The 13,049-nt window shown below is 66.3% G+C and carries 15 protein-coding genes; 8 read left to right on the top strand and 7 right to left on the bottom strand.

Features of this window, described 5'->3' with window-relative positions; translation table 11 throughout:
- Positions 1-2: 2 nt before the first annotated feature.
- Positions 3-698, top strand: coding sequence for a response regulator (locus tag KSS90_RS19455; protein ID WP_038706632.1), 696 nt, complete (start codon positions 3-5; stop codon positions 696-698).
- A complete protein-coding gene (locus tag KSS90_RS19450) occupies positions 695-2,299 on the top strand; it encodes an ATP-binding protein (protein ID WP_217866874.1) in 1,605 nt (534 codons plus the stop codon). Before KSS90_RS19455 ends, KSS90_RS19450 begins: the two co-directional genes overlap by 4 nt.
- On the opposite strand, the gene KSS90_RS19445 is transcribed toward KSS90_RS19450, so the two are convergent.
- Positions 2,296-2,997 carry a 4'-phosphopantetheinyl transferase family protein gene (locus tag KSS90_RS19445; RefSeq protein WP_217866873.1) on the bottom strand — a complete coding sequence of 234 codons (702 nt, stop codon included), beginning with the start codon at positions 2,995-2,997 and terminating at the stop codon, positions 2,296-2,298. The two genes, KSS90_RS19450 and KSS90_RS19445, sit on opposite strands and share 4 nt — an antisense overlap.
- Positions 2,998-3,156: 159 nt before the next feature.
- Positions 3,157-3,948 carry a dienelactone hydrolase family protein gene (locus KSS90_RS19440; RefSeq protein WP_217866872.1) on the bottom strand — a complete coding sequence of 264 codons (792 nt, stop codon included), beginning with the start codon at positions 3,946-3,948 and terminating at the stop codon, positions 3,157-3,159.
- Positions 3,949-4,071: 123 nt separating this feature from the next.
- Here KSS90_RS19440 and KSS90_RS19435 point away from each other — a divergent pair, with 123 nt between their 5' ends.
- The 4 genes from KSS90_RS19435 (at position 4,072) to KSS90_RS19420 (ending at position 8,548) form a co-directional block, all read left to right on the top strand.
- A complete protein-coding gene (locus KSS90_RS19435; RefSeq protein ID WP_217866871.1) occupies positions 4,072-4,677 on the top strand; it encodes an outer membrane beta-barrel protein in 606 nt (201 codons plus the stop codon).
- Between the two features lie 119 nt (positions 4,678-4,796).
- Positions 4,797-5,474 carry a response regulator gene (locus KSS90_RS19430; protein WP_023632177.1) on the top strand — a complete coding sequence of 226 codons (678 nt, stop codon included), beginning with the start codon at positions 4,797-4,799 and terminating at the stop codon, positions 5,472-5,474.
- Positions 5,471-6,811, top strand: coding sequence for an ATP-binding protein (locus tag KSS90_RS19425; protein WP_217866870.1), 1,341 nt, complete (start codon positions 5,471-5,473; stop codon positions 6,809-6,811). The genes KSS90_RS19430 and KSS90_RS19425 overlap by 4 nt, the downstream gene beginning before the upstream one ends.
- A 414-nt stretch (positions 6,812-7,225) precedes the next feature.
- Positions 7,226-8,548, top strand: coding sequence for a dicarboxylate/amino acid:cation symporter (locus KSS90_RS19420; protein WP_023630780.1), 1,323 nt, complete (start codon positions 7,226-7,228; stop codon positions 8,546-8,548).
- A 57-nt stretch (positions 8,549-8,605) separates the two neighbouring features.
- On the opposite strand, the gene KSS90_RS19415 is transcribed toward KSS90_RS19420, so the two are convergent.
- Entirely contained in the window at positions 8,606-9,100 is a 495-nt protein-coding gene (locus tag KSS90_RS19415; RefSeq protein ID WP_217866869.1) for a SprT family zinc-dependent metalloprotease, read from the bottom strand.
- Between the two features lie 140 nt (positions 9,101-9,240).
- Positions 9,241-9,840, bottom strand: coding sequence for a Yip1 family protein (locus KSS90_RS19410; protein WP_023630778.1), 600 nt, complete (start codon positions 9,838-9,840; stop codon positions 9,241-9,243).
- 263 nt (positions 9,841-10,103) lie between these two features.
- Between KSS90_RS19410 and ttcA the strand changes: the two genes are divergently transcribed.
- A complete protein-coding gene (gene ttcA / locus KSS90_RS19405; protein ID WP_023630777.1) occupies positions 10,104-10,928 on the top strand; it encodes a tRNA 2-thiocytidine(32) synthetase TtcA in 825 nt (274 codons plus the stop codon).
- Positions 10,929-10,932: 4 nt separating this feature from the next.
- Complete coding sequence (locus KSS90_RS19400; RefSeq protein WP_023630776.1) at positions 10,933-11,604, top strand: DNA-3-methyladenine glycosylase I; 672 nt, start codon at positions 10,933-10,935, stop codon at positions 11,602-11,604.
- A gap of 34 nt (positions 11,605-11,638) precedes the next feature.
- Here KSS90_RS19400 and KSS90_RS19395 read toward each other — a convergent pair whose 3' ends face one another.
- The 3 genes from KSS90_RS19395 to arsC are packed head-to-tail and all read right to left on the bottom strand — an operon-like array spanning position 11,639 to position 13,000.
- The gene (locus KSS90_RS19395; protein ID WP_217866868.1) at positions 11,639-12,052 is read right to left on the bottom strand and encodes a DUF2069 domain-containing protein; all 414 of its coding nucleotides are present in this window, start codon (positions 12,050-12,052) and stop codon (positions 11,639-11,641) included.
- Positions 12,045-12,650, bottom strand: coding sequence for an NAD(P)H:quinone oxidoreductase (gene wrbA / locus KSS90_RS19390; RefSeq protein ID WP_046854520.1), 606 nt, complete (start codon positions 12,648-12,650; stop codon positions 12,045-12,047). Before wrbA ends, KSS90_RS19395 begins: the two co-directional genes overlap by 8 nt.
- A complete protein-coding gene (gene arsC / locus KSS90_RS19385; RefSeq protein ID WP_046854521.1) occupies positions 12,647-13,000 on the bottom strand; it encodes an arsenate reductase (glutaredoxin) in 354 nt (117 codons plus the stop codon). Before arsC ends, wrbA begins: the two co-directional genes overlap by 4 nt.
- Between the last annotated feature and the right edge of the window lie 49 nt (positions 13,001-13,049).

Here is a 13,049-nt window from a genome sequence, read left to right as displayed (position 1 = left end):
CCATGGACCAGCCAATCAACCGCATCCTGATCGTCGAGGACGACCAGCGCCTGGCCGAACTGACTGCCGAATACCTCCAGGCCAATGGCTTCGAAGTGGCGGTGGAGGGCGACGGTGGCCGCGCCGCGCGGCGTATCATCGACAGCCAGCCGGACCTGGTGATCCTCGACCTGATGCTGCCCGGCGAAGACGGCCTGAGCATTTGCCGCCGTGTGCGCGGCCAGTACGCCGGCCCCATCCTCATGCTCACCGCCCGCAGCGACGAGCTCGACCAGATCCAGGGCCTGGACCTGGGCGCCGACGACTACGTATGCAAACCGGTGCGTCCGCGCGTGCTGCTGGCGCGTATCAACGCCTTGCTGCGCCGCAGCGACGCCCCGGAGCGCCGCCAGGACCTGACCTTCGGCCCCCTGCATATAGACAGCCGCCAGCGTGAGGCGCGCCTGCACGGCCAGTTGGTCGACCTGACCGGTGCCGAATTCGACCTGCTCTGGCTGCTGGCCAGCAATGCCGGGCGTGTGCTGTCCCGCGAGGAGATCTTCACCTCGCTGCGCGGCGTCGGCTACGACGGCCAGGACCGCTCCATCGATGTGCGCATCTCCAAGATCCGCCCCAAGATCGGCGACGACCCGATCACCCCGCGGCTGATCAAGACCCTGCGCAGCAAGGGCTACCTGTTCGTCGGCGAGGCGCCATGAACTCGATCTTCCTGCGCATCTATGGTGGCATGCTCGCGGTGCTGGTGCTGGTGGCCGTGCTCGGTGTGCTGAGCCTGCACCTGCTCAACGAGATCCGCGCCGGCCAGCACCGTGAGCGCCTGGCCCAGGGCACCTTCAGCCTGATGGCCGACAACCTGGCGCAGCAGAACGCGGTGGAGCGCACCCGTTCGCTGGTGATCTGGGAGCGCCTGCTCGGCGTGCCGCTGGACCTGCAACCGCTGTCGGCCTTTACCCTCGACGGCGGGCAGCGGGCGCGGCTGTACCGTGACCTGGTGGTGGTGGAGAAGACCGGCCCGCATGCCGCCCGGGTGCTGCGCCGGGTCGGCCACGAAGACCTGCTGCTGGTGGCCGAGGTCAAGCAGATCAGTGAGCAGTTGGCCCGCGCCACCCTTTATCTGTTGGCCGACGAACTGGTGCGCTACCCGGTGACCGAGCAGCAGGCGCGCCTGGCGCAGTTGCGGCAGAGCAAGGGCTTCGGTTTCGACATCGCCTTGCAGCGCATCGAGCGCGCCGCCCTGGACGACGACCAGCGTCGCCGGGTGGAGGAGGGCGACACAGTGATGGCCCTCGGCAGGGACGGCGATTCGATCCGCGTGTTCTCGGGGCTGGCCGGTTCGCCCTGGGTGCTGGAGATCGGCCCGTTGTATCAGCTCAACCCCTATCCGCCGCAGTTGCTGATCCTGATCGCCTTTCTCGGCTTGTGCCTGATCGGCCTGGTGGTCTACCTGCTGGTGCGCCAGCTGGAGCGGCGGGTGTCGGGCCTGGAGGTGGCGGCCACGCGCATCGCCCAGGGCAGCCTCGACACCCGGGTGCCGGCCGGCGATGCCGACTCGGTGGGGCGCCTGGCCGAGGCCTTCAACGGCATGGCCGAGCACCTGCAGCGTTCATTGACCATGCAGCGCGAGCTGGTGCGGGCAGTGTCCCACGAGCTGCGCACCCCGGTGGCGCGGCTGCGCTTCGGCCTGGAGATGATCGAGAGCGCCGGCAGCGACGAGGCCCGGGCCAAGCACCTGGCGGGCATGGACGGTGATATCCAGGACCTGGACAAGCTGGTTGACGAGATGCTGACCTACGCCCGCCTGGAGCAGGGCGCGCCGGCCCTGCATTTCCAGGTGGTGGACCTGGACGAGCTGCTGGCGCGGGTGCTCGAGGAGCTGGCGCCGCTGCGCGCCGAGGTGCGGGTGGTGCGTGGCGAATGCCACGGGCTCGACGGCGGCGACGCCCGGGTCGAGGCCGAGCCGCGCTACCTGCACCGGGCCCTGCAGAACCTAGTGCGCAATGCCATGCGCCATGCCGAGTCTGAAGTGCGCGTGAGCTATCACCTGGGGCAGCAACGTTGCCGCATCGATGTGGAGGACGACGGCCCCGGGATTCCCGAGGGCGTATGGCACCGCATCTTCACCCCCTTCACCCGCCTCGACGACAGCCGCACCCGGGCCTCGGGCGGGCATGGCCTGGGGCTGTCGATCGTGCGGCGGATCATCTACTGGCACGGCGGCCGCGCCCTGGTCGGGCACAGCGAGCAGTTGGGCGGGGCGTGTTTCAGCCTGAGCTGGCCGCGGGAGCAGCCGCGCGATTAAACGCTGATCAGGCTGAGCAGGTGGCCGTCCTGCAGGCAGAACTGGCCATCCAGTTCGACGCCATGGCGCCACTCGGCCGACAGGTCGGTGAGCAGGCGCAGGCGGGCGTGGCCCTCGACGGACCATTCCAGCAGTTCGGCGTGCTCGAAATAGAAGCGCTTTTTCGTCAGCGGGTAGAGCGTCTTGAACAGGCTTTCCTTGAGCGAGAAGGTCAGGGTCACGGCCAGGGCCTGTTGGCTGCGGTCCAGGCGTTCCAGTTCCGCGGGGGTGAGGATCTCCCCGGCCAGGCGTTCGGCGCGGTCCTCGCCGAGCAGGGTTTCCTGGTCCAGCCCCAGGCCGCGGCATTGGCCGTCGGCCGCGACCACGGCGGCGGCCCAGCCCTGGCCGTGGGTGATCGAGCCGTGGATGCCGGCGGGCCAGATCGGTGAGCGGTCTTCGTGGGCTGCGGGCGCGTAGTCGCGGCCATCCAGGTGCTGCAGGGCCGCACGGGCGCAGACTCGGCCAGCCAGGTACTCGGCCTGGCGCTTGGCCACCGAGCGTTGCAGGCTGGCGGTCTGTTCGATGCCGGCGCGCTGGAAGTCGTCCGGGGCGAGATTGGCCGGGTCGAAGGCGCAGCTGACCAGCACCGCGCCGGGGACCGGGCGCGGCAGCGGCCAATGGTGCTGGAGCGGGGCGCAGCAGGTAGGGAGTCTGTTCATGGCGGGTATTGTGCCAGCCTGTTGGCTGGTGGTGGAGCACAGATTTTGGGGCTGCTGCGCAGCCCTTTCGCCGGCGAGCCGGCTCCCACAGGGGGCGTCGCCATCTTTTGTGGGAGCCGGCTTGCCGGCGAAAGGGCCGCAAAGCGGCCCCGGCGATCATCAGTCGAGCGCATCCTTCAAGAACGCCTGCATGTCCTTCCACGAGCTTTCATCCGCCGCCTTGTCATAGCCGATATCCGGCCCGCCATGCCCGCCATGGCCCAACCGATCCGCATCCGGGTTGGTGAAGCCATGCTTGGCCCCCGGGATCCCGACGAACTTGTAGTCGGCCTTGGCCGCATCCATCTCCGCCTTGAACGCCGCCACCTGCTCTGGGGTGACCATGCTGTCGGCCTCGCCATGCTCCACCAGGATCTTGGCCCGAATTACCCCCGGCTTGGCCGGCGTCTGGGTCACCAGCGCGCCATGGAAGCTCACCACGCCGTCGAGCTTCTCACCGCGCCGCGCCGCGTCCAGCACCACCTTGCCGCCAAAGCAGTAGCCGATGGCCGCCAGCTGGTGCTTGTTGGTGTTGGGCTGGATCTTCAGCAGCTCAAGCCCGGCATCGAAGCGTTGGGCGGCGGCTTTCGGATCCTTCATCGCCGCTGCCATGAACGCCTGGGCGTCGGCGGGGTGCTCGGTGTTCTTGCCGTCGCCGTACATGTCGATGGCCAGGGCGTTGTAGCCCAGCGCCGCGAGGTCGCGGGCGCGGCGCTTGGCGTAGTCGTTCAGCCCCCACCATTCATGCACCACCACCACGCCCGGGCGCTTGCCCTCGACGGCGTCGTCGTAGGCGTAGTAGCCGATCAGGCGGTTGCCGTCGGCATCCTGGTAGGGGATCTCGCGGGTCTGCACCGCCGCCTGGGCGAGGGTGGCGCCGCACAACAGGGCCAGTGCAAGCAGGGTACGCATGGTCGAGCTCCTTGTTCGGTTCGTTCAGCCGACGTTCAGGCCGGGTTCAGCAGGGGTTCAGGGCGCCCTCCCTACTCTAGTCCCCAGACAGAAACAACGCATCCAACCCGGAGTACCTGAACCATGAAAACGCTCAATACCCTGATCGCCGCCATGGCGGTTTGCGCCGCCGGCCTCACCACCGCCGCCCAGGCCGATGACAACTTCGCCAGCCTGACCTACGGCCAGACCAGCGACAAAGTGCGCAAGTCCGGTCTGCTGCAGCGCAACACCGACCACCTGAACACCGACGGCATCATCGGCAAGGACGACACCTGGGGCGTGCGCCTGGGCCGGATCAACGACCAGGGTCGCTACTACATGACCTACGACAACGTCTCGGGCGACCACAGCGGCGTCAAGCTGCGCCAGGAAAACCTGCTCGGTAGCTACGACCTGTTCCTGCCGGTGGGCGATACCACCAAGCTGTTCGGTGGCGGCACCCTGGGCATGACCAAGCTGACCCAGGACTCGCCGGGCGCCAGCCGCGACACCGACTATGGCTATGCCGTGGGCCTGCAGGCCGGCGTGATCCAGGAAATCACCGACAAGGCCTCGGTGGAGATGGGCTACCGTTACCTGCGCAGCAACGCCGCCACCGAGATCGGCGCCCACGGCGGGCCGAAGGACGGCACCCTGCGCCTGACCAGCAGCGCGCAGACCTACCTGGCGGCGAGCTACAAGTTCTGAGGTCGCTGTTATCCTGTACCGGTCTCAGCGCGGGGCAAGCCCGCTCCCATGCGCCTGCGTGGGAGCGGGCTTGCCCCGCGAGCGCAATCGAACCGGCGAACCCGAGTAAGGAGAACTGCATGAAATTGCTGGTGGTCGAGGACGAGGCGCTGTTGCGTCATCACCTGTTCACCCGCCTCGGCGAGGGCGGCCATGTGGTGCAGGCGGTGGCCAACGCCGAGGAAGCCTTGTACCAGGCCGAGCAGTACAACCACGACCTGGCGGTGATCGACCTGGGCCTGCCGGGCATGAGCGGGCTGGACCTGATCCGTCAGTTGCGCAACCTTGGCCAGACCTTCCCGATCCTGATCCTCACTGCCCGTGGCAACTGGCAGGACAAGGTCGAGGGCCTGGCCGCCGGCGCTGACGACTACGTGGTCAAGCCGTTCCAGTTCGAAGAGCTGGAGGCGCGCCTGAATGCCTTGCTGCGCCGCTCCAGCGGCTTCACCCAATCGACCATCGCCGCCGGCCCGCTGGTGCTCGACCTCAACCGCAAGCAGGCCACCCTGGACGAGCAACCGCTGGCACTGACCGCCTACGAATACCGCATCCTCGAGTACCTCATGCGTCATCACCAGCAGGTGGTGGCCAAGGACCGGCTGATGGAACAGTTGTACCCGGACGACGAGGAGCGTGACCCGAATGTCATCGAGGTGCTGGTCGGCCGCCTGCGCCGCAAGCTCGAGGGTGACAACGGCTTCAAGCCGATCGATACCGTGCGTGGCTTGGGCTATCTGTTCACCGAGCGCTGCCGATGATCCGCTCGCTGCGGGTGCGCCTGATGCTGGCGGCGGCGTTGCTGGCGCTGCTGTTCATGCTGGCGCTGCTGCCGGCGCTGCAGAAGGCCTTCAGCCTGGCGTTGCAGGAGTCCATCGAGCAGCGCCTGGCCTCGGACGTGACCACGCTGATTTCCGCCGCGCGCATAGAGCATGGCCAGTTGCAGATGCCGGCGCTGCTGCCGGACGAACGCTTCAATCTGCCGTATACAGGCCTGCTCGGCTACATCTTCGACCGCCAGGGCAAGCTGGTGTGGCAGTCGCGGGCCACGCGCAACCGCAACATCAACTACCACCCGCGCTATGACGGGCGTGGCAACGAATTCGCGCGTATTCACCAGGACGACGGCGAGGAGTTCTTCGTCTATGACGTCGAGGTCAAGCTGCTTGGCGGCAAGAGCGCAGCGTTCAGCATCGTCGCCCTGCAACCGGTCCGCGAATACCAGGACACCCTCAATGGCCTGCGCGAGAAGCTCTACTTCGGCTTCGGCGCGGCGCTGCTGGCGCTGATGGTGCTGCTCTGGGCCGGCCTGACTTGGGGCCTGCGCTCGCTGCGCCGGCTCAGCTCCGAGCTGGACGACGTGGAGAGCGGCGCGCGGGATGGGCTCAGCCGTGAACATCCACGCGAGCTGCTGCGCCTGACCGGCTCGCTCAACCGCCTGCTGCGCAGCGAGCGCGAGCAGCGCCAGCGCTACCGCGACTCGCTCGACGACCTGGCCCATAGCCTCAAGACCCCGCTGGCGGTGCTGCAGGGCGTGGGTGAGAGCATGGAGCAGGGCGACCGCGAGCAGGCACGGGTGCTGCAGAGCCAGATCGAGCGCATGAGCCAGCAGATAGACTACCAATTGCAACGCGCCAGCCTGCGCAAGAGTGGCCTGGTGAAGCACCAGGTCGAGCTCAAGCCATTGCTCGACAGCCTGTGCAGCACCTTGGCCAAGGTTTATCGCGACAAACGCGTCGAGGTCGGTTTCGATCTGCCGGCCGATGCGCGGGTGCCGATGGAGCAGGGGGCTTTGCTCGAGCTGCTCGGCAACCTGCTGGAGAACGCCTACCGGTTGTGCCTGGGGCAGGTGCGGGTCAGCCTGCGTGAAGCGCCGGGGCAACTGGAGCTGTGGGTCGAGGACGACGGTCCGGGCGTGCCGCCCGACCAGCGTGAGCGCATTCTCGAACGCGGCGAGCGGCTGGACCGCCAGCACCCGGGACAAGGGATCGGCCTGGCGGTGGTCAAGGACATCATCGACAGCTACGACGCCGAGTTGAGCCTGGGCGACTCCGAATTGGGTGGAGCTGCGTTCCGCATCGCTTTCCGGCTCGATTGAGCCGCCAGAAGGGCCTCATCGCTGGCAAGCCAGCTCCCACAGGGACGGCGTTTGGCTTGAGGGCCGCGCGGTCGGGGTGGGAGCCGGCTTGCCGGCGATGAGGCCGGGCCTGCTGTCACCGCCTCTGGCAAAGGCGGATTCCCGCCAACCTGCCCTGTACGATTTCCGCCATCGGGCGGAAATCCGCCATTTCCTACCGGCTTTTACGCCCCGTCCCGGGGCATTCACACCCTGTAATCATTGGCTATGCACCTCAAGCGGGCACTTTGGCATCGCCCTTGCTATTCACCTGGCAGAGGCCTGCCCAGGCGCTCGAACACAACGACAAATCCCTCCGGGTACAGGAGGGTTCGCGATTCAGGTGCCCCGACATCCTGGGAAGGATGCGCCGGCCCACTTGAGGAAAAACTAGCCATGACGACTCGTCAGCCGCTGTACAAATCGCTGTATGTCCAGGTGATCGTCGCGATCACCATCGGTATCCTGCTCGGCCACTACTACCCGGAAACCGGCGTAGCCCTCAAACCCCTGGGTGACGGCTTCGTCAAGCTGATCAAGATGGTCATCGCGCCGATCATCTTCTGCACCGTGGTCAGCGGCATCGCGGGCATGCAAAGCATGAAGTCGGTCGGCAAGACCGGCGGTTACGCGCTGCTGTACTTCGAGATCGTCTCCACCATCGCCCTGATCATCGGCCTGGTGGTAGTCAACGTGGTGCAGCCGGGCGCCGGCATGCACGTCGACGTCAGCACCCTCAACGCCAGCAGCGTGGCTGCCTATGCCGCCGCCGGCGCGCAGCAGACCACCGTCGGCTTCCTGCTCAATGTCATCCCCAACACCGTGGTCGGCGCCTTCGCCAACGGCGACATCCTGCAAGTGCTGATGTTCTCGGTGCTGTTCGGCTTCGCCTTGCACCGCCTGGGCAGCTACGGCAAGCCGGTGCTGGACCTGATCGACCGCTTCGCCCATGTCATGTTCAACATCATCAACATGATCATGAAGCTGGCCCCGATCGGCGCCTTCGGTGCCATGGCCTTCACCATCGGCCAGTACGGCGTGGGTTCGCTGGTACAGCTGGGCTACCTGATGGCCTGCTTCTACATCACTTGCCTGCTGTTCGTGCTGGTGGTGCTGGGCGGTATCTGCCGCGCCCATGGCTTCAGCGTGATCAAGCTGATCCGCTACATCCGTGAAGAGCTGCTGATCGTGCTGGGCACCTCGTCCTCCGAGTCGGCCCTGCCGCGCATGCTGGCCAAGATGGAGCGCCTGGGCGCGAAGAAATCGGTGGTTGGCCTGGTGATCCCGACCGGCTACTCGTTCAACCTGGACGGTACCTCGATCTACCTGACCATGGCCGCGGTGTTCATCGCCCAGGCCACCGACACCACCATGGACATCACCCACCAGATCACCCTGCTGCTGGTGCTGCTGGTGGCCTCCAAGGGTGCCGCGGGCGTCACAGGTTCCGGCTTCATCGTCCTGGCCGCCACCCTGTCGGCCGTCGGCCACCTGCCGGTTGCCGGCCTGGCGCTGATCCTGGGTATCGACCGCTTCATGTCCGAAGCCCGCGCCCTGACCAACCTGATCGGCAACGCCGTGGCCACCGTGGTCGTGGCCAAGTGGGTCAAGGAGCTGGACACCGACACCCTGCAGGCCGAACTGGCGTCTGGCGGCTCGCCGCTGATCGACACCCGTCCGACCGACGACCTGGGCGTGGCCGAAGGCCCGGCGCGTTGAGCGCGAGTTGAAATGCGAAAAGGCGACCCTCGGGTCGCCTTTTTTATGCGTTGACGATTATTCGACTCGGGTCTCGCCGCTGTACACCAGGATCTCCCGGCAGCGCCGGCACAGGTAGCGTCGCCCCTGGCGCACCAGCTTGTGGCGCTGGGCGGTGAACGGGAAATCGCTTTCCGGGCACGGGCAACGGTAGATGTAACGTGTCGCCACGCGCCGCTGCACCTCGTAGTTGTGGCAGCGGTTCGGCGGCAGCTCGTACACCCCGCGCATGATCAACTGCCACTCCTCGCCATGGGCCTGGATGCGCTCGCCGAACAGCTGGTGGGCGACCAGGTGGGCGACCTCGTGGGCCACGGTCTGGCGCAGGAAGTCTTCGGCGTTCTCGCGGTACAGCTGCAGGTTGAAGCGCAGCAGGTTCTCGTGCAGGTGGGCGACGCCGGCCTTCTGTCCGCGCAGCTTGAAGCTGACCTGCGGGCGCGGGAACGGGCGTTTGAAGAAGGTTTCGGCTTGCTGGTAACAGGTTTCGACGCGTTGTCTGAGCAGCTCGGGCATGGCGGGGTAGTTCTCCTGACCGGGCATTATGCCGCAGGCAACGGGCGGCTGCCGAGCCGCCGGTCAGGCACACGAAGCGAGGCCGCCTTGCGGCGGCCTCGGTGATGCCCCAGTGTTGGTTGGATCTGGTTGGTATGCGTTCAGTTGGTATAGACGGGCCCCACGCCCAATCCCCAGATGATCACGGTCGCGGCCATGATCGCCACCAGAACCACGAGGCCCACCGCCAGCACCGAGCTGGAGAACAGGAAGCCTTCATCCGACGGTATGTTCATGAAGGTCGGCAAGCCGACATACAGCAGGTACACGGTGTAGCAGATCGCCGCCGTGCCGATCAGCATGCCCAGCCACAGGTGCGGATACAGCGCCGCGAGGCCGCCGATGAACAGCGGGGTGGCGGTGTAGGTGGCAAAGGCGATGCACTGCGCCATGCTCGGGTTGGCGTCGTAGGTGCGCGCCATCCAGTGGATGAAGGCGCCCATCACCGCCACGCCTGCGAGCATCGCCAGGTAGGACATGATGCTCATCCACAATGCGCTTTCCATGGTCAGCATCACGGCTGGCCGCTCGCCGATCACCCAGCCGACCTGGGTGGTGCCGATGAACGCCGACACGGCGGGAATCGCCGCCAGGATCAGCGTGTGTGTCAGGTACATGTGGCTGATGCTTTCGTCCTCGCCACGAATCTCCCGCCACTCCTGGTCGGGGTGGGTGAACAGCCCAACAACGTGATGAATCATACGGGTCACTCCTATCGTCGTTGCCAAACGCCCCCCGGATGGAGCGCCTGTGGCCCGAGGCCAGGACACCAAGTGCTGCGCCAATGTGGCCTTATGTCGCAGTATAGGAAGCCGTTCCCCACAGAAAACTGGCTTTTTAGAGCAAATCGCGCTGTCAGCGCTGTTGTTGATTCCCTTGAAGTCTTTATCGGATTCACCTACTGCGCCGCCCGGTTTGTGCGTAAAATAGCCGGCTTTTGTCACACCTCGCGGATCCAAGCGCTATGGGCACCCTCTCGGTCAACCAGAACAAACTGCAAAAACGCCTGCGTCGCCTCGCCGGCGAAGCCATCACCGACTTCAACATGATCGAGGATGGCGACAAGGTCATGGTCTGCCTGTCCGGCGGCAAGGACAGCTACACCATGCTCGACGTTCTGTTGCACCTGCAGAAGGTGGCGCCGATCAAGTTCGAGATCGTCGCGGTGAACATGGACCAGAAGCAGCCGGGCTTCCCCGAGCACGTGCTGCCGGCCTACCTCAAGGAACTGGGCGTCGAGTACCACATCGTCGAGAAGGACACCTACTCGGTGGTCAAGGAGCTGGTGCCCGAGGGCAAGACCACTTGCTCGCTGTGCTCGCGCCTGCGCCGCGGCACCCTGTACACCTTCGCCGACGAGATCGGCGCGACCAAGATGGCCCTGGGGCACCACCGCGACGACATCGTCGAGACCTTCTTCCTCAACATGTTCTTCAACGGCGCGCTCAAGGGCATGCCGCCGAAGCTGCGCGCCGACGACGGGCGCAACGTGGTGATCCGCCCGCTGGCCTACTGCAGCGAGAAGGACATCCAGGCCTACTCGGACATGAAGGAGTTCCCGATCATCCCGTGCAACCTGTGCGGCTCGCAGGAAAACCTGCAGCGCCAGGTGGTCAAGGACATGCTGGTGGAGTGGGAGCGCAAGCACCCTGGCCGTACCGAGAGCATCTTCCGCGCCCTGCAGAACGTCGCGCCGTCGCAGCTGGCCGACCGCAACCTGTTCGACTTCACCAGCCTGAAGATCGACGAGAGCGCCACCCCGCGCTTCCTCGACGTGCTGAATATCTGACCTTATGCGCGACTACCAGTGGTTGCATGAGTACTGCCTGAACCGCTTCGGTTCGGCCCAGGCGCTGGAAGCCTTCCTGCCGCAGCCGCGCACACCCGCGCAGCTGCGCGACATCACCGACGACCGCTACCTGTCGACCCTGGCCCTGCGCGTGTTCCGCGCCGGGCTCAAGCACAGCCTGGTGGATGCCAAGTGGCCGGCGTTCGAGCAGGTGTTCTTTGGCTTCGACCCGGAGAAAGTGGTGCTGATGGGCGCCGAGCACCTGGAGCGGCTGATGCAGGACGAGCGCATCATCCGCCATCTGGGCAAGCTCAAGAGCGTGCCGCGCAATGCGCAGATGATCCTCGACGTGGCGAAGGAGAAGGGCAGTTTCGGCGCGTTCATCGCCGACTGGCCCGAGACCGATATCGTCGGGCTGTGGAAGTACCTGGCCAAGCATGGTAACCAGCTGGGCGGATTGTCGGCGCCGCGGTTCCTGCGCATGGTCGGCAAGGATACCTTCATCCCCACCGACGACATGGCCGCCGCGTTGATCGCCCAGAAGATCATCGACAAGCCGCCGACCAGCCTGCGTGACCTGGCACTGGTGCAGCAGGCGTTCAATCAGTGGCATGCCGAAAGCGGGCGGCCGCTGTGCCAGTTGTCGGTGATGCTGGCGCATACCGTCAACCATTGAGATCGCCGGGGCCGCAGCGCGGCCCCCAATGCATTCAGGCGCCTTCGCCCGCCATGCGCCGCTCGATCTGAAACTTCCAGCGCACATACAGCAGCCCGGCCACGAACAGCCCCAGGCTCACCAGTACTTCGACCCAGCCGAACAGCGCTCGGGCGGGGTCGAAGGCGGCCAGCACGCCCTTGATGAAGTAGATATTGACCACGAAGCAGGTCCAGGCATGCGCCCGGGCGCTGCCCATCAGCATGCCCGGCAGTAGCAGCAGCAGAGGGATCAGCTCGATGGCCAGGATCACCTCGACCCGCGCCCCGTGCAGGTTGGCGAACCACAGGTTGTTCACCAGCAGCAGGGCGATCAGGCCGAAGAAGCAGGCCAGGCTCAGGGCGCGGGTCAGCCGTACGCGTGGGGCGAGCCACTCCAGCGGCGGCAGCACCTTGGGTTTTCTAGCCACGCTGACCACCCAGGGCCTTGGCTGTATTGGCCAGGCGTTGGCCGAGGGCGCGACACAGGGTGATCTCGTGCTGGTCCAGCTCGCGCTTGCCGTCGGCGCCGGCATGGTGGCTGGCGCCGTACGGGGTGCCGCCACCGCGGGTATCGAGCAGCGCCGACTCGCTGTAGGGCAGGCCGGTGACCAGCATGCCGTGGTGCATCAGCGGCAGCAGCATCGACAGCAGGGTGGTTTCCTGGCCGCCGTGCAGGCTGGCGGTGGAAGTGAACACCGCCGCCGGCTTGCCTACCAGTTCGCCGCCCAGCCACAGGCTGCTGGTGCCGTCGAGGAAGTACTTGAGCGGCGCGGCCATGTTGCCGAAGCGCGTCGGGCTGCCCATGGCCAGGCCCGCGCAGTGGCGCAGGTCGTCGAGGGTGGCGTACAGCGCGCCGCTGGCCGGGATGTCCGGGGCCACGGCTTCGCACTCGGTGGAGATCGCCGGCACCGTGCGCAGGCGCGCCTCTAGGCCGGCCATCTCGACGCCGCGGGCAATGTGCCGGGCCATCTCGCTGGTCGAGCCGTGGCGGCTGTAATACAGCACCAGGATGTAGGGTTCGCTCACGGCAGGATCTCCAGAACCTTCTCGGGTGGGCGACCGATCACGGCCTTGTCTCCGGCTACCAGGATCGGGCGCTCGATCAGCTTGGGATGCTCGACCATCGCCTTGATCAGCTGAGCGTCGCTCAGGGCCGGGTTGGCCAGGTCGAGTGCCTTGTATTCGTCTTCGCCGGTGCGCAGCAGTTGGCGCGCGCCGATGCCCAGCTTGGCAAGCAGCTGTTCGAGAGTGGCGGCGTCCGGCGGGGTCTCGAGATAGCGCACGATGGTCGGTGCGAGGCCGCGTGCCTCGAGCAGTTCCAGGGCGCCGCGGGATTTCGAGCAGCGCGGGTTATGATAGAGGGTCAGATCGGTCATGACGGGTCGCATCCAGCTGGGTGTGGCGGCTATTCTAACCGCAGCGACC

Source organism: Pseudomonas maumuensis, assembly GCF_019139675.1.
GTDB lineage: Bacteria > Pseudomonadota > Gammaproteobacteria > Pseudomonadales > Pseudomonadaceae > Aquipseudomonas > Aquipseudomonas maumuensis.
The sequence above is the reverse complement of the archived record's forward strand: the minus strand, read 5'-3'. Positions and strand labels throughout refer to the sequence as shown.